The following is a 16,790-nucleotide window of genomic DNA, read 5'->3' as shown; positions in this document are numbered from 1 at the left end:
GGCGCTCAGGGCGCGGTCACGACGGTGATCTCGCCGGTCGCGTACAGCGCGGAGGTGTCCCAGGCGAGCCCTGGGGCGAGCGGCACGTCGATGTTCACCGAGGCGAACGCCCCTGTGAGGTCGCCGCTCCAGCCGAGCAGAGCCAGGGTGTCCCCGGCCTGGAACGACACCGAGCCGTCCGCCGGCCGGACCTCCAGCGCCCCGTCGAGGTGGACGTCGCCGTCCACCTGGAGGAGCGGCGAGGCGCTCGATCCTGCGACGGTCACGCGGAGGGCGGCGCCCGGCCCCTGGGTGTAGCTGCCGGCGACGACGGTCGACGGGTGGACCTCTCCGACGGAGAGCTCGCCGGCCAGGACGTTGTCGAGATCGCCCACGAAGCTGCCGGTCTCGAGGCGCCCGCCGGCGAGCTCGAAGTCGCCCTCCGCGACCTCAATCGCGCCCGCGATGAGGTCGCCGTCTGCGAGGCGCACGGAGGGCCCCAGGTAGGGATAGGGAGAACCGCCGACCGTCGGCGCGGTCCGGAGCAGGCCGCCGATGCTCACGAAGGCGTGCTCGTCCACGAGGAGCGACGGGGACTGATTGCCTATGGCAAAGACGGTGACGTCGCCGCTGTTGAGCCACGATGCGTAGACATCGTTCGCCTTGACGAAGCCCCCGCCGAGCTCGGAGTGGATCTCGGTGTCCTCCGTCACGAGGGTCCCGTAGGCCCCGACGGTCAGCGTGCCGTATCCGCGGTTCGCCCCCACGCGCAGGAGCCCCTGGTTGGTCCACGTGCCGCCCCACCCGCTCACGGTCGCGTGGCTGTTCCGGAGGTCGTCGCCGTCGATGCTCGCGCCCACCGTGAAGAGCTGGCCGCGGTGGATGTTCAGGAGGCCGCGGCTCGCCACGCCGAGGACGAACTGCCCCGTGCTCACCCACTGCGTCGCGGAGCCCGTGATGACGACCTCGCCGCCGCAGATCGAGCAGCCGTGGACTCCGCCGATATACACGTCATGGGAGAAGAGGCTCCCTCCTTGCTTGAGCTCGACGTAGCCTTGACCAAGGTCGCCGATGTAGGTGTTTCCTCCGCTCGTCAGGGTGGCGTCGTACCCCTCGACGAACAGACGACCATAAGCCTGCGAGCCCCTCGCGCCCACCACGAGATCATCGGTGATCACCTCGGCGCCGCTCCGGACGACGACCCAGCCCTCGGAGAGGTTGACTCTGCCGATCCCCATGGATCCATGGTTGATCCACGTCGAGCCATACCCCTCGACCAGGACGGTGCCGAAGCCGGCCGGCCCCCCGTTCACGGAGGCGCCGGGGCTGATCAACGTCCCGGCGTCGGTCACCTCGACCGTCCCGGAGCCCACGACGAGCTGGCTCGTCCCCAGGTCCCAAGGATCGGATGGGTTCTGAGGCGACACGCCTCCCGCGATGGTCACGTCTGCGTGGGCCTGTCCCGCCATGCCCGCCGACGCGGCGACGAGCAGCGCCGAGAGAGCGCATCGAGCTTGGTAGTTCATCATTCTGATTCCTCCACGAGAAAGTTCAGCGCGCGTGAGAGCGCACCATCGCCTGATGCCTCCGAAGCGCCGGAGCACCCTGCGAATGTGGTCTCCCACGATGAAATGGATAGGCGAGTCGATTCACCATTGCAATGAATTTCGCCATGTCATCGCGACCCGGGCCCGCATGTGACCGGATGGTAGAAATCGAGTCGCGCAAGCCCGGCAGCGTGCCTGTCGATGGACGTGCACGCTGCCCCGGGGCGCGGTGGGTATGAGCCCCGAAGCCTTCACGCGATGTCTGCCTGTTCGGCGCTCTAGCCGCTCGGCGGCGCGCCCTCGGGCGCCACCTCCGGTTCGGTGGGCGCGGCCGCGCCGGCGGTGTCCGCGGGCTCGGTCGCGGGGTCGTTGGATGACGCGGCGCGGCCGCCGCGGCCCTTGTAGAGCGACGGCGCGATCGTGTCGGCGTCTCCGTCGTTCCAGCGCAGGTAGGTCACGGCGCGGCGGGTCTGGTCATAGGCGCGCACGAGCAGCGCGAACGCGCGCGCCCGCTTGTCCGCGGCCTCGGTCGGCCCGGGGCCCTTGCCGTGCTCCCGCGCGCCGAGGGCGGTGAGGAGCTGCGGCCCGATCTCTCCGGCGCGCTTCACCTCCTCCTCGGTCGCCGCCGTCTTGCCGGCGATATCGGACCAGCGCCCGCCGAGGAGGGCCGAGAGCGCGACGAGGTCGTTGGCCGTGTCGACGTGCCCGTGGCCCGCGCGGATCTCGGCGACGGCCGCGGCGTCGAGCAGGCCGCGGCGGGCGAGCGCCTCGGCGTCGCCCAGCAGGTTCTCGCGCAGCGCGGCCGCCTCCGCGAGCAGCGGCTTCAGCGCGTTCTCGGCGCCTCCGCTGGACAGCCACAGGAGGTGCGCGTACCAGGCGGCGAGCGCGTACGTCTCGAGCCGGTCGAGCAGCGCGAGCTCGTGCTGCTGCAGCTGCGCGGCGATGGCGGGGCGCAGCGCGCGCAGGCCTGGCAGCACGCCGAGCACCTTGGAGACGGCGCGAGGGATGTCGATCTTGATGGCGACGAGTCGATCCGGGCTCAGCGACTCGATCTCGGGGAGGGTCCTGTCGAACGCCGCCGCCGCCTGGGGCGGGGCCGCGAGCGCGCTGGGAGCCGGCTTCTTCTTGCTGACCGGAGAGGAAGGCTTGGCCATGAGGGGAACACCTCTCGTCGAAGTCCTTCGCCGGGCGGCGAAGGGACACTGGCGCCGTGCTCCCTACTCCCCTGCGCTGGACGTGTTGTGAGCGTCCGGCGCGCGCCGGACGTTCGTGCCAGGGGTAAGCACCCTTCCCGATCGGTCAACGGACATGGCAAGATTTCGACGGTCGATGGCCGACCGCCGCGATGCTGTGCCCGCGCAGCTCGGCTATCCGGGCCGGGTCGCCTCCGATGGCGGAGGAAAGCTCAACTATCCGGGCCGGGCCGCCTGCGATGGCGGAGGAAAGCTCAACTATCGGAGCCAGGCCGCCTCCGATGGCGGAGGAAAGCTCAACTATCCGGGCCGGGCCGCCTGCGATGGCGGAGGAAAGCTCAACTATCCGGGCCGGGCCGCCTGCGATGGCGGAGGAAAGCTCAACTATCCGGGCCGGGCCGCCTCCGATGCCGGAAGATCGACCCGGCGAGCGTTTGGCCAACGAAAGGCTTGCCATTGCGAATCGATCCGAATATGGATGCGAACATGGGAGACCACGCTCGCCCGGTGCTCCGGAGCTGCGAGGGAGGACCAAGGCAATGGGTGGGCTCTCATGGGGACTGAACCTTGTCGTGGAGGTATGGAGATCCATGAACTACCAAGCTCGATGCGCCCTCTCGGCGCTGTTCGCCGCTGCGTCAGTGAGCGTGGCAGCACCAGCCAGCGCAGATGTGACCATTTCCAGTTGGGGATACGTATCGCCCCAGAATCCGACCGATCCTTGGGATCTGGGGCTGACCCCGCTCGTCGTGCGAGGTGGGACGGTCGACGTAACCCATGGCGGGACGTTGATCAGCCCCGGTGCGTCCGTGGCAGGAGGGCTCGACTGGGTCGGCGCTGTCCGGGTCGACGGGTATGGGTCGACCTGGATCAACGATGGATCGATCAACATCGGCGGGGACATGGAGGGTCAGGTCGTCATCCGGAACGGTGCCGCGGCGATCACCGACGATCTCGTGGTGGGCACTCGATACTCGCTGCATGAGGGACGCCTCATCGTCGAGGGGTACGACGCCACCATGACGAGCACGGCGAATACCTACATCGGCCACACTGGACAGGGCCACGTCGAGCTCAAGCAAGGCGCGAGCCTCTTCTCGCACAATGTCTATATCGGCGGAAGCGGCGGCTGCATGAGCTGCGGGGGTGACGTCGCCATCACGGGGTCCGGGACGCAGTGGGTGAGCACGGGGGAGTTCGTCCTGGGGGTGAGGAGCCATAGCTCGCTGGACATCTACCGCGGCCAGCTCTTCACGGTGAATGCACGCATCCTCGGCGACGATATCGGCTACATGACCAGCCATGCGAGCGTGAGCGGCTGGGGCGGCACGTGGACGAACCAGGGGCTCCTGCGGGTCGGGTCGAACTATGGATACGGCACGCTCACCGTCGGGGCCTACGGGACCCTCGTGACGGAAGACACCGAGATCCGCTCTCAGCTCGGCGGGGGCTTCGTCAAGGTGAACGATGTCTATGCATCGTGGCTCAACAGCGGCGACGTCACCGTCTCTGCCATCGGCAACCAGTATCCATCGCTCCTGGTCGACAATGGCGCCCTCGTGAGCATCGGCGGCCTCCTCCGGACGGCGCCCTGGGCCGGCGGCGATCCCTACCCCTACCTGGGGCCCTCGGTGCGCCTCGCGGATGGCGAGCTCATCGCGGGCGCGATCGAGGTCGCGACGGGCAACTTCGAGTTCGCCGGTGGGCGCCTCCAGACCGGCAGCTTCGTGGGCGACCTCGCCAACACGCAAGCCGGCGAGCTGTCCGTCGGGGAAGCTCACCCATCGACCATCATTGCCGGCAGCTACAGCCAAGGGCCAGGCGCTACCCTGAGCATCACGGTCGCGGGCCCGAGCGCCTTGCCGCTCCTCCAGGTTGACGGGGACCTCCACCTCGACGGGGCGCTGAGGCTGCTCCCGGCCGACGGGTCCGTGTCGTTCCAGGCCGGGGACGTCATCGCAGTGTTCGGCTGGAGCGGCGGCCTCACGGGGACGCTCACCGCCGTGGATATCGACGTGCCGCTCGCCCCGGGGCTCGCCTGGGACACCTCCGCGGTGCAGACGACCGGCGAGATCACCGTCGTGCCCGCGCCCTGAGCGGCCGTCGGCGTCACGCGCGGGGCCGATCCTGCGACCCGGGCGAGCTCCTGCGCGCCGCCGGCGGTGACGATCTCGGACAAATCGGGCCGATCCCGATCTCCGCGTCCGATTTACCCGCCGCACATTTCGGCGAAACTCATGGGAAACACGGCGACCGCTATACCCGGTCCTGCGTGTTCGTCGAGGACGGCCACGCCCCTCCATGGCCGCGCGCTCCTCCCTCCACCTCAAGGTCGTCACCGCCGAGACAACGCGGACCCACTGCCCGTACTGCGCCTTCCAGTGCGGCATGGTCGTGACCGATCTGACGCCCTTCTCCGGGCCGATCGAGGTCCGGCCGGACGAGGAGTTCCCCGTCAACCGCGGGCAGATGTGCATCAAGGGGTTCACCTCCGCGGCGCTGCTCGATCATCGCGAGCGGCTGACGTCGCCGCTGCTCCGCGGGCGCGATGGCCGCCTCCTCCCCGCGCGCTGGGACACGGCGCTCGATTTCATCGCCGAGCGGCTCCTCCGGCTGCGCGAGGCCCACGGTCCCGCGGCGCTGGCCGCGTTCGGCAGCGGCGCCCTCACGAACGAGAAGACCTATCTCCTCGGCAAGTTCGTCCGCCTGGCCCTCGGATCGCCGAACGTCGATTACAACGGCCGCTACTGCATGTCCTCGGCGGCGGCGGGGCAGAACAAGGCGTTCGGCGTCGATCGCGGCCTGCCGTTCCCGGTGTCCGACATCGCTCAGACAAAGGCGCTCCTCCTGTGGGGCGCGAACTGCGCGGAGACGCTGCCGCCCATCATGCAATGGGTCTACGCCCAGCGCGACAGCGGGGGCGCGCTGATCGTCGTCGACCCGCGGCGGACCGACACGGCGCGCGCGGCGGCGCTCCACCTCCAGCCCACGCCAGGGTCCGACCTCGCGCTCGCCAACGGTCTGCTCTACCTGGCGCTGGAGGAGAAGCTCGTCGACGCGGCCTACATCGCCGCGCGCACCGAGGGCTTCGACGAGCTCCGGCGCGTCGTCCTCTCGTACCACCCGGCGCACGTCGAGCGGCTGACCGGGGTCTCGACGCAGGACCAGCTCCGGGCCGTGCGGCTGCTGGCCGAGGCGCCGAGCAGCATGCTGCTCTCGGGCCGCGGGCCGGAGCAGCAGTCCAAGGGCTCGGACACCGTCCTCTCCTTCATCAACCTGATGCTCGCGCTCGGCAAGGTCGGCAAACCCTACAGCGGCTATGGCTGCCTGACCGGACAGGGCAACGGCCAGGGAGGCCGCGAGCACGGCCAGAAGGCGGATCAGCTCCCGGGCTACCGGCTGATCGAGAACCCGGAGCACCGGCAGGCCATCGCCCGCGTCTGGGGGATCGACCCGGCGGAGCTGCCGTCCAAGGGGAAGAGCGCCTACGAGCTGCTCGACGCGCTCGGCCCCCAGGGCGGGATCCGCGCGCTGCTCGTGTTCGGCTCCAACGTGGTGGTCGCGTCGCCGAACGCGCTCAACGTCGAGCGCAAGCTCGCCGCGCTCGATCTGCTCGTGGTCTGCGACGCCTTCGTGAACGAGACCGCGGCCTCCGCCCACGCCCTGCTCCCCGTCGCCCAGTTCGCGGAGGAGGACGGCACGATGACGAACCTCGAAGGGCGGGTGATCCTGCGGCAGCGGGCGCGCCGGCCGCCCCCGGGGGTGAAGAGCGATATCGAGATCTTCTGCGAGCTCGCGCGCCGGCTCGGCGCGGGCAAGCACTTCCAGTACGAGGGCGCGGAGCAGGTGTTCGACGAGCTGCGGCGGGCGACCGCGGGCGCGAAGGCGGACTACAGCGGCATCACCTACGACAGGATACGACGCGAGCGAGGCGTCTTCTGGCCGTGCCCGTCGACCGAGCACCCGGGGACGCCGCGCCTCTTCGCCGATCGCTTCTATTACCCCGACGGCCGGGCGCGCTTCCACGCCGTCCACCACCGGCCGGCCGCCGAGCTCCCCGACGACGCGTATCCGCTCTACTTCACGACCGGCCGCTACAAGGAGCATTACAACTCGGGCGCTCAGACGCGCCGGGTCTCCAAGCTGGACGAGGCCAAGCCCGAGCCGAAGGTCCAGGTCCACCCCCGGCTGGCGGCGCGGCTCGGCGTCGTCGAAGGCGACTGGCTGCTCGTCGAGAGCCGCCGAGGATCGGTCGTCTTCCGGGTCTCGGTCACGCCGGAGATCCGGCCCGACACGCTGTTTGCGCCGTTCCACTGGGGCGGCAAGAAGGCCGCCAACGTCCTCACCAAGCCGGCGCTGGACCCGACCAGCCGGATGCCGGAGTTCAAGGTGTGCGCCGTCAGGGCGCGCCGGGTCTCGGAGTCGAACTGATGCGAAGGAAGGACCTTGTCGTCGTTGGCAATGGCATGGCCACCTGCCGCCTGCTGGACGAGCTCGTCTCGCGCGGCGCCCGGGACCGCTACGACATCACGGTGTTCGGCGAGGAGCCGGGCGGGGCGTACAACCGCGTCCTGCTCAGCAAGGTGCTCTCGGGCGAGGCGCCCGACTCCATCGTGACGAAGCCGCCGGCGTGGTACGAGCGGAACGGCGTGAAGCTCGTCGGCGGGACGCCCGTGGAGCGGCTCGACACCGCGGCGAGGACGGTCGTGACGGAGGGCGCCGCGGCCCATCGTTACGACGTCGCGGTGATCGCCACCGGGAGCCGGCCGCTCGTCCCGCCGCTCGAGGGGATGACGACGGCGGAGGGCGACCTGCGGCCGGGCGTCTTCGTCTACAGGACCATGGACGATTGCCTCCGGATGCGCGGCCACGCGCGGGCGGGAGACAACGCCATCGTGGTCGGCGGCGGGCTGCTCGGCCTGGAGGCCGCCAAGGTGCTGAGCGACATGGGGCTGCACGTGACCGTCATCCACGTCGCCAAGGGCCTCATGAACGCGCAGCTCGATCAGATGGGCGGCGACATGCTCGAGCAGCAGATCGAGCGCTGTGGGATCTTCGTCCGCACCGGGCGCACGGTCGAGGCGATCTGCGGGGACGAGGTGGTGGAAGGGGTCCGGCTCGACGACGGCAGTGTCTTGCCGGCGGACATGGTGATCCTGGCGTGCGGGGTGCGGCCGCGCGTCGACGTGGCGCGCGCCTCGGGGCTGCCCATCAACAAGGGCATCGTGGTCAACGACACCATGGCCACCCAGGTGCCCGGCGTCTACGCGATCGGGGAGTGCGCGGAGCACCGGGGCAAGCTCTACGGCATCGTGACGCCGATCTGGGAGCAGGCCGCCGTCCTCGCGGATCTCCTGACGGGCGCGAACCCGCAGGCGCGCTACCGGGGGTCGAAGCTGTACAGCCGGTTGAAGGTGGCGGGGGTCGACGTCACCTCGATGGGCAGCGTCGAGCCGGAGCTCGAGAGCGACGAGGTGCTGCAGATCGTGGAGACGCGGAAGTGCACCTACCGGAAGCTCGTCCTCCGCGACGGGCGGCTCCTCGGGGCGATGTTCGTCGGCAACACCGCGGCCTCGGCGGCGCTCGTGCAGCTGTTCGACCGCAACGATCCGCTGCCGGCCGACCCGCTGGAGGTGCTCTGCGCGGGCGGCGGCGCGGGGGCGGCGGCGCAGAGCGAGCGGATGATCTGCAATTGCCACAAGGTCAGCGAGTCGGCGCTCCGAGAGGCGATCCAGGGGGGCGCCTGCACGCTCGAGGCGGTGTGCGCGGCGACGAAGGCCGGCACCGGGTGCGGCTCGTGCCGCAGCGAGGTGGCGCAGATCGTGGCCCGGCACGCGCCCGCGGAGGAGCCGCCCGCGGGCCGCATCGTGGCGGCGGGGTAGACGCGAGATCCTGGGCTCATGATGAGGAGAATTTGAGCCACAGAGGCACAGAGGGCACAGAGGAGAGAGAAGAGAAAGAGAGATGAAGAAAATCGATATCTATCTCTTCTCTTCCCTCTGTGCCTGTGTGGTTCTTTTCGTGAAACCGGCGCTCGCGGCTCGGCCAGCCGATTGGGTTATATGCGACGGAAGAGCTGCTGCGCCGCGTCCATCGATGAGCTATGAACGGCCACTTGCCGTGAGGCCCGAGCTCCCTCAGAGCTCGACGAGGGTGCCATCGAGACGGGTGAAGACAAAGCCCCTGAAGACCGACTCGGGATAGGTAGGGCGCTCCTCCCGGAGGACGCGGATGGCGAGCTCCTCGCCCAGCTTGTGACCGGCGACATCGTCGTTCCTGTAGTGTATGCCGTAAACATCCCTGCCCAGCGACGTGTTGTGCGCAAGCTTGTTGATCTCACCGGCGATGGTGAGCGGCGGCCCGTCCACGCCGGGCACGTAGGGCTCGAGCGCCGTGCCGTCGCGGCTCGGCTTGACGGGGTTCGGCAGCACGAAATCCTCCTTGAACCAGGCCTTCAGGAGGGCAGCTCGGGAGCCTGCCGTGTAGCCGTGTCCCCCCGGGTGGGAAGGATCCGTGGGCGAGCCGATGGGCATCATGCTCGGAAGCAGGTACGAGCCCCTGCCGCCGTTCAACCCACGCCGCCGATTGACCAGCTCGTTGTAGGCATAGATGCGGTCGAGCACCGGGGACTCCAAGAGGTCCGGGTGGATGGGGTAGTCCGCCGCGCCCCGCCGGCGGTTGTGCACGCGCCCGCCGAAGGCGTCCGGCCGCAGGTAGCGGTGGACGTACCACTTCCCGTAAAAGCCAGGATGGCTGGCCCGGGTCAAGCAGCCCATCAGCGTGAGCAGGTGAAACGGCCCGAAGCTGGCGAACCCGATCTGCGTCCTGCTCGACTTGTACGGGTTGCGATCGCTCAGGGCCTGGTCGCCATAGCTGAGGAGGATGAGGGCCGCGCGGAGATAGGGGGTGAAGTGCATGTCCGAGCCGGCGAGCTGGCCGACGCCGCGCAGGTTGTGGACGTAGCGGGGGACCGGGTCCATGCGCGGGAAGCCGATGGTCGTGCCCGGGGGGAAGCCGCGCTGCGCCGCCAGCCACTCGTCATACGACGTCATGAAGTCGATGCCGTTGCCGGTGGTGACAGGCAACGGGACCTGCAACCGGGGCACGATCCTGATGGAATCGTACGTCATGGGCTGGAGCATGAACTGCGAGACCATGGGCCCGTCCATCACTCCGGGGCTGTCCATGCGGAAGATCGTCTGGGGGGTGAGGGGCCTCGGTCCCCTGTAGCCTGAGTACCGGCTGAGATCGTCGATGGCCGCGGCGACGGTGGGATCGGTAGAATAGTCGGTGAAGGGAACGTCGCGGCAGAGCGCCATCCAGTAGAGCTCGGCCATCTGAGCGGCCGCCTCGGCGCTGGCGAAGGGAGGCGGCGGCGGTTCGATGGGCACGGCCGCGGCGTCCGGTCCGATCAGATCGTACGTCAGGCCGCCAAGAGGGTTGCTCAGCCGCAGCAGGCCCGCCAGCGGAAGGGCCTCGAAGTCCTCGAAGCGGCCGCTCGCGAGCGCGCACAGCATCGCGTCGTAGGCGTCGGGATCCACCTCGCCCAGGTCATTGTGGGGCAGGCACTTGGAGTAGTTTCCGATGCGGTTCGGGTAGAGCTCTTCATCCCCGTTGGTCCACTTGGGGAAGAGCCCCAGGCGGAGCTCGTCGAGGGCGGCCTGGCGGCGCAGCTGGAACGCGCGGTGGCGCCGCTCTTCGCCCCGCTGCGGCTCCGGATCATCGTGCGGTCCGGGCTCACCGCAGGCCGCGCCGCGCCGCGCGTCCGTGTCCTCCGCCCAACTGGCCAGCGCCGTGCCGCCCAGCGCGCCAAGGAAGCCGCGGCGGTCCGTCCGCGCCCGGCGGATCTCGCCGGCGGTCACGGCGTGATCATCGCCTCCTCGCGCTGGAGCCTGAGAAACAGCGTCCTTGTGTCGCTCGCTCATAGAACTACCCCCCCTCTTATCTACAGGCCCGCTCCACGCGAGCCACGAAGCTCCGCGCACTCGCCGTCGAAGAATGAAGAAGGATCACGACCAAAAGCTGCAGCGGCGACGTCCGGGGCGGGGAATCGCTGCCACGCCAATAGGTTGGCTTTCGATGATCGCGGCGAGGTCGCGTTGCGGTCAGACGATGACACCACGCTGCCGGGGCCGCAAGCGCCTGGCCAGGGCGCCGTGACCGTCCGGGCTGCGCGGGTTACTTATTCCATCGCGACATACCATTCAGCCGACCATCTACCAGGCAGGACAATCGACTTCCCATAGCCGTTGAGCCCGTGGAGGATGGTGGTCCTCTCATCGATTTTAGCGGGAAGGGGCGGCAAGTCGATTCGAGGATGTCAAGGGTGAATCGCTGCGCTCAGCTCAGGTGATCCTCGCGCTGCTCGCACGAAGCGGTCCGTACGATGCGATGGTACTTCGTGACGCGATCGCTGCCGTCTTCGCCTATCGTGCGGCGTAACCGGTTCCATCGAAGCTGCCGAGCCCGCCAGCTACCTGGGGCGCTGTCTATGCCAGCCTCGCGCAAGGAAACGCACTTCAGTGGCCTGCCTTGGCGGTTCATTCCTCGCTGGATCGACGCGATCGGAGCTCGCGAGAAGATACTTGGAGCTCGCCCTGCCGCAACCGCCAGCGCGACGTCGTGCTCGTACTTTGCGCGGGCGGTCCGGGCTCGGCGCGCTCGACGGCCCGCGCCGAGGGCGCGACTCAGCGCCGGAGCAGCGTCTCCGCCCCCGCCTGCGAGCTGCCCAGGCTGGCCCATCGCCCCGTGAGCTGCCTGCCCTCGATCGCATAGCTCACCACGCCGACCGGCTGCCCCGGCGACCAGCCCACCACGAGCTGGTCTCCCGTGCGGAGGCCCACCCCCTTCAGCGCGCCGGTGCTCAGCGTCCAGGTCACCGCGTACGTGTCGCCCGTGCGCGCGATGACGACCGTCCCCTGCCGGCTCCCCTCGACGATGCGGTAGCTGCCGGTCAACCCCTCGGGCCCCTGCAGCGTCTCGGCCTCGATCTGGCCGGGCCGATCGCTCGCGATCCACTGCCCGCGGAGTCGATCGCCCTCGATGCGGTAGGCGGCCGCGCCGTACGGGCCGCCGCTCGCCCAGCCCACGGCGAGGGTCTGCCCCTGCAAGAACGCGATCCCCTCGTAGCCGGCGCCCTTCGTGATGATCCAGGCGATGCGGTACGTGTCCCCGCTCCGCGACAGCAGGACGTTGCCCGCGTAGCTGCCCTGCCCGCCCGGGTTGCGCGACGAGGCGATGTCGTACGTGCCGGCCAGGTCGACGTCGCCGGCCGTCGCGGCGCCCGGCGGCGCCGGGGCGCTGCCGGGGGTCGCGCCGGCGCCGCCCGCGCTGCCGTACGGCGGCGGGAGGACCTGGGGCTCGGTCGCGCGCAGGCGCTGGACGAGCACGACGCCGCCGACGACGAGGGCGGCGACGGCGAGCAGCCCGCCGCCGGCGATCGCGAGCAGCAGGCCCCAGGGCTCCCTCCGCGCCGGTCGGGCCGGGACCGGCACCAGGGTGCCGCCGGCCACGCCGCCGACGTCGGTGCCGGCGAGCGTCGGGGAGGTCAGGCCCGTGGTCGCCGGCGGGGCCGGCGCGAACGGCCCGGGCAGCGGGGTCGCGGGCCGGTGGACGGCCGCGGCGAGCACGGCATCGAGCGCCGCCATGGCCTGCGCGGCGTCGGCGAAGCGAGCGCGGGCGTCGCGCGCGACGCACCGGGCGAACCAGGCGTCGAAGCCCGCGGGGATCAGGTGCGGGCAGCCGAGGCGCGCGGCGCGGGCGGACGCCGGCTCCAGCGGGACGAACAGCACCTCGCGCATCAGCGACATGACCGAGGCGCTCGGCCCGCGGCTCGGCTCGAGCCAGTACATGCGCCCGGTGAGCAGCGCGAAGGCGAGCAGGCCGAGCGCCCAGACGTCCGACGCCGGGGTGACGTGCTGGGACGCCTCGGTCTGCTCCGGCGCCATCCAGAGCGGCGTCCCGACCGACGCGGTCAGCGCCGTGGTGGCCCGCGCCTCGGCCACGATCTTCGCGACGCCGAAGTCGAGCACCTTCACCTTGAAGCGGACGTTCTGCTGCCGCGGCCGCGCGATGAAGACGTTCTCGGGCTTGAGGTCGCGGTGCACCACGCCCGCGCGGTGCGCCGCCGCGAGCGCGTGGCACAGCTGCCCCATGAGCTCGCGGACCTCGTCGGGCGGCAGCGCGCCGCGCTGCGCGATCACGGTCGACAGATCGGCCCCGTCGAGCAGCTCCATCGCGAGCCACGGGGTCTGCGTCGCCGGATCGACGCCGGCCGCGACCACCTCCACCACGTGGTCGCTCTCGATGCGCGCCCCCACCCTCGCCTCCTGCTCGAAGCGCTCGCGGAACCGCGGGTCCTGCGCGAGCTGCGCGTGCATCAGCTTCACCGCGCGCTGCTTGCCGGTGGAGAGCTGCTCGGCCACGAGCACGGCGCCCATGCCCCCCTGGCTCAGGGGACGGACGATGCGGAAATCGCCCCCGAGGACGGTGCCGGGGGCGAGCGATGCGGCGGTCGTGAGGTCGAGCATGGCGAGAGGGGGCGGCGCCGCGGGCGACGCGCTCCCGTAGCGTACCCCCGGACGCGCGCTGAAGGGGCGCCGCAAAGCGCCCGCCGGCGCGGTCGCCGGGTCCTCGCCGCGGAGGGCGCGCTCAGCCCCCGGCCGCGCCGCCGTCGCCGATCACCACGAGCCTGCGCTTCCGCTGCATGGCTCAGATCTCCGCCAGGCCGATGTCGATCGTCGCGAGGCCGCGCACGTCCTCCGGCGCGCCCACGGACAGCTCCAGCACGCTCTCCGGGGGGACGTCCTCGACGATGACGAGCGGCACGTGGATCGCCGCCTTGGCGCCGATCGGGAAGTAGCGCATCGGCTGGCCGTCGCGCTCGAGCAAGAGGTAGATGAGCTCGGGCGTGGAGTTGCCGGCGCGCAGGTAGATGAGCTGCGCGCGCTTGTCCCGCGGGACCGTGTACCCGACCACGGGGCGGAGGGGGACCGGCCGCTCCAGCCCCTGCCCCTCGAACGCGTAGACCCCCTGTATGAACCTCGGTGTTTCCAACGTGGCCTCCCGGGCGAGTCACCGGACGAGCGCGCCCTTCGGCGCGCCGCGTGGGGTGCGATTCGGCTGCACGGGAGTGATACGGCGCGGCCGGTTTCGAGGGCACGTTGCCTGGCGCAGCGATCCCGTGTAGGTCGAGTTTCCAAGGTGTTTCGATCGTCTCCGTCCTCTTCTTCCCGCCCGGCCGCGGCCGCTGAGCTCGTCGTGGTCGGGGCCGGCTCGGCCGGCGCGGTGATCGCGGCGCGCGTCACGGAGCGCGCCGATCGCGAGGTGCTGCTGCTCGAGGCGGGCCCGGACTACCCGGACGCGGCGCGCCTGCCCGCCGACCTGCGGGACGGCACGCGCAACTCGTGGCTCGCGCACGACTGGGGCTACCGCCACCGGCCGACGCCCGGGCAGATCATGTTCCTGTTCCCGCGCGGCAAGGTGGTCGGCGGCTCGTCGGCGGTGAACACGTGCATAGCGATCCGCGGCATGCCGTACGATTACGACGAGTGGGCCGCGCTCGGCCTGCCCGAGTGGGGCTTCGACGCCTGCCTGCCCTATTTCAAGCGCCTCGAGGACGACCGCGACTTCGGCGAGCCGTGGCACGGCAAGGGCGGCCCGGTGCCCATCCGCCGGGCGCGGCGCGAGGAGCTCGTGCCGTGGCAGGCGGCGTTCGTCGACGGGTGCAGGGCGCTCGGCTACCGCGAGTGCGCGGACACGAACGATCCGCAGGCGCCCGATGGCGTCGGGCCGCACGCGATGAACAAGATCGACGGCCAGCGCATGAGCGCGGCGCGCTGCTACCTGACCGCCGAGGTGCGCCGGCGGGAGAACCTGCGGCTCCGGCCGCGCACGACGGTGCGGCGGGTGCTGGTGCGGAATCGCCGGGTCGAGGGGGTCGAGGTCGAGACCGACGGGCGCGTCGAGGTCGTCGCGACGCGGAAGGTGGTGCTGAGCGCGGGCGCGATCGCGACGCCCGGGATCCTCCTGCGCAGCGGCATCGGGCCGCGGGCAGAGCTCGCGCGGCTCCGGGTCGAGCCCATGTCCGACGTGCCCGCGGTGGGGGCGCGGCTGCTCGATCATCCGGGGGCGGCCATCGGCCTGTGGCCGCGCCGCCGCGGGCTGATCGACGTCCTGCGCCAGCCGCTCGTGCAGACGGTGCTCCGCTACACGTCGCGCGGCAGTCCGTACCCGAACGACATGCAGCTCCAGCCGGGGTCCTTCTTCCCGGTGCACCCGCGCCTCACGATCCCGGCGTTCGCCATCGCGTGCTGCATCGGCAAGCCGCGCGGCGCCGGCCGCATCGAGTACCTGAGCGCCGACCCGCACGCGCGGCCGCGCATCGTCTCGAACATGCTCGTCGACCGCGACGATCGCGCGCGCGCCGTCGACGCGCTGGCGCTCGCGTACGAGGTCGCCCGCGCCGCGCCGATGCGCGAGCTCGGCTTCTTCCTGTGGCCCAGGGAGCGCACGCTGATGCGGCGCGAGGCGCTGGAGCGGTGGATCACCCGGAGCTGCGGCTCCGGCTACCACCCGTGCGGGACGGTCCCGATGGGGCCCGAGGGGGACGCGGCGGCGGCGGTCGACGGGCGCGGGCGCGTCCGCGGCGTCGAGGGCCTGATCGTCGCGGACGCGAGCATCATGCCGACCATCCCGAGCGTGAACACGAACCTGACCGCGCTGATGATCGGCGAGCGCTTCGGCGAGTGGCTCCGCGAGGGCGCGGTCTAGCCGGCGCAGGGAGCGAGAGCCCCCTCGCCGGCGAGTACGGCCGGTCAGCCAACGTTCGAGCATCCGGCGGTGATCGCGGGGCTCACCTCGTGCAACGACAGCTCGCAGTGCCCCGAGAGGGCAAGACCTGCCAGAGCGCTCTCCTATACAATGAGCCTCGCCGCTCCGCGGCGCGGCTGCCCCTCGAGCTTAACGAGGAAAAGGAAACGGAGACCATGACAGGCACTTATCGCCCCTTGTTGCTGCCTCTAACCCTCGCGCTGTTCTCGCACGTGGTCGGCTGCTCCGGTTCGGACTCGGATGCGGCCGCCTCGAGCGGGGGAGCGACCAGCACCTCGTCCACCTCCGGCGGCGGCGCCACCTCGTCCACCTCCGGCGGCGACGCCACCTCGTCCACCTCCGGCGGCGACGCCACCTCGTCCACCTCCGGCGGCGACGCCACCTCGTCCACCTCCGGCGGCGATGCCACCTCGTCCACCTCCGGCGGCGATGCCACCTCGTCCACCTCCGGCGGCGGGACGACCGAGAAGTTCAGCTTCTTCGTAACCAGCATCGCCGCCATGCGCGAGCTGTCGGGCTCCCAGGACGGATTCGGCGGCGACTTTCGCTTCGGGGAGACGGGGCCGGGCGCCGGTCTCCGCGGCGCGGACAAGATCTGCACGACGATCGCCGAGAAGAGCCTCCCGGGCGCAGGAAGCAAGACATGGCGCGCATACCTGAGCGCCGTGGCGGGCGAGGACGGCAAACAGGTCGACGCGATCGACCGGATCGGCGAGGGGCCCTGGTACGACCGGCTCGGCCGGCTGGTCGCGAACGACAAGAAGGAGCTGCTCAACACGCGTCCCAGCGGGGCCGACGAGGCGATCATCGACGATCTGCCGAACGAGGACGGCGTCCCCAACCACCAGCCCGATCCGAGCCAACCCGAGGTCGACAACCACGACACCCTGACGGGCTCCAACGACCAGGGGCGGCTCTACAGCGCCACGGCGACGTGCAAGGACTGGACGAGCGCGGCAGGCGACAGGGCCTCGGGGGAACCGCGCCTCGGACACTCGTGGCCGAGGGGCGGCCGCGGGGGCATGAGCGGGAACCACTGGATATCGTCCCACGATGCACCGGGGTGCGCGCCGGGCGTCAATATCGCGCAGACGGGAGGTCCGCCGCCGGGCTCGGTCACCGTCGGCGCCGGCGGCGGCTACGGAGGGATCTACTGCTTCGCCCTGACGCCCTGACGCCCTGACGCAGGCATATCGGCGTGCGCGAGGAACGATGCCAGATCCTCTCGAACCAGCCCGGT

General features: G+C 70.8%; 11 protein-coding genes. 5 read left to right on the top strand and 6 right to left on the bottom strand.

The window, feature by feature from the left end; translation table 11 throughout:
• Nucleotides 1–5: 5 nt before the first annotated feature.
• Both NQZ70_RS21845 and NQZ70_RS21840 read right to left on the bottom strand, forming a co-directional pair.
• A complete protein-coding gene (locus NQZ70_RS21845; protein ID WP_237245503.1) occupies nt 6–1,508 on the bottom strand; it encodes a hypothetical protein in 1,503 nt (500 codons plus the stop codon).
• Nucleotides 1,509–1,804: 296 nt separating this feature from the next.
• A complete protein-coding gene (locus NQZ70_RS21840) occupies nt 1,805–2,680 on the bottom strand; it encodes a hypothetical protein (RefSeq protein WP_129575928.1) in 876 nt (291 codons plus the stop codon).
• 848 nt (nt 2,681–3,528) lie between these two features.
• Between NQZ70_RS21840 and NQZ70_RS21835 the strand changes: the two genes are divergently transcribed.
• The 3 genes from NQZ70_RS21835 to NQZ70_RS21825 all read left to right on the top strand — a co-directional run bounded on the left by NQZ70_RS21835 (nt 3,529) and on the right by NQZ70_RS21825 (nt 8,601).
• Nucleotides 3,529–4,815, top strand: coding sequence for a hypothetical protein (locus tag NQZ70_RS21835; RefSeq protein WP_237245502.1), 1,287 nt, complete (start codon nt 3,529–3,531; stop codon nt 4,813–4,815).
• A gap of 205 nt (nt 4,816–5,020) precedes the next feature.
• Nucleotides 5,021–7,150 carry a molybdopterin oxidoreductase family protein gene (locus NQZ70_RS21830; RefSeq protein ID WP_129575926.1) on the top strand — a complete coding sequence of 710 codons (2,130 nt, stop codon included), beginning with the start codon at nt 5,021–5,023 and terminating at the stop codon, nt 7,148–7,150.
• Nucleotides 7,150–8,601: an FAD-dependent oxidoreductase gene (locus NQZ70_RS21825; protein ID WP_129575925.1), complete on the top strand. Its 1,452-nt coding sequence runs from the start codon at nt 7,150–7,152 to the stop codon at nt 8,599–8,601. The genes NQZ70_RS21830 and NQZ70_RS21825 overlap by 1 nt, the downstream gene beginning before the upstream one ends.
• 255 nt (nt 8,602–8,856) lie before the next feature.
• Here the strand turns inward: NQZ70_RS21825 and NQZ70_RS21820 are convergent, their stop codons facing one another.
• The 3 genes from NQZ70_RS21820 to NQZ70_RS21810 all read right to left on the bottom strand — a co-directional run bounded on the left by NQZ70_RS21820 (nt 8,857) and on the right by NQZ70_RS21810 (nt 13,774).
• Nucleotides 8,857–10,581 carry a hypothetical protein gene (locus tag NQZ70_RS21820; RefSeq protein ID WP_129575924.1) on the bottom strand — a complete coding sequence of 575 codons (1,725 nt, stop codon included), beginning with the start codon at nt 10,579–10,581 and terminating at the stop codon, nt 8,857–8,859.
• Nucleotides 10,582–11,406: 825 nt separating this feature from the next.
• A complete protein-coding gene (locus tag NQZ70_RS21815; protein ID WP_129575923.1) occupies nt 11,407–13,248 on the bottom strand; it encodes a serine/threonine-protein kinase in 1,842 nt (613 codons plus the stop codon).
• 181 nt (nt 13,249–13,429) lie between these two features.
• Complete coding sequence (locus NQZ70_RS21810) at nt 13,430–13,774, bottom strand: molybdopterin oxidoreductase (protein ID WP_129575922.1); 345 nt, start codon at nt 13,772–13,774, stop codon at nt 13,430–13,432.
• Between the two features lie 147 nt (nt 13,775–13,921).
• On the opposite strand from NQZ70_RS21810, the gene NQZ70_RS21805 reads away from it, so the two are divergent.
• Nucleotides 13,922–15,490, top strand: coding sequence for a GMC family oxidoreductase (locus NQZ70_RS21805; RefSeq protein WP_165374093.1), 1,569 nt, complete (start codon nt 13,922–13,924; stop codon nt 15,488–15,490).
• Nucleotides 15,491–15,716: 226 nt separating this feature from the next.
• Here NQZ70_RS21805 and NQZ70_RS21800 read toward each other — a convergent pair whose 3' ends face one another.
• Entirely contained in the window at nt 15,717–16,043 is a 327-nt protein-coding gene (locus NQZ70_RS21800; RefSeq protein WP_165374092.1) for a hypothetical protein, read from the bottom strand.
• Between the two features lie 7 nt (nt 16,044–16,050).
• Here NQZ70_RS21800 and NQZ70_RS21795 point away from each other — a divergent pair, with 7 nt between their 5' ends.
• On the top strand, nt 16,051–16,725 hold the full coding sequence (locus NQZ70_RS21795) for a hypothetical protein (protein ID WP_129575921.1): 675 nt from the start codon (nt 16,051–16,053) through the stop codon (nt 16,723–16,725).
• The last annotated feature ends 65 nt before the right edge of the window (nt 16,726–16,790 follow it).

The organism is Sorangium sp. So ce836, assembly GCF_028553905.1.
Lineage (GTDB): Bacteria > Myxococcota_A > Polyangia > Polyangiales > Polyangiaceae > Sorangium > Sorangium cellulosum_D.
Note: the sequence above shows the minus strand (reverse complement) of the source record. Positions and strands in the feature narration are given on the sequence as shown.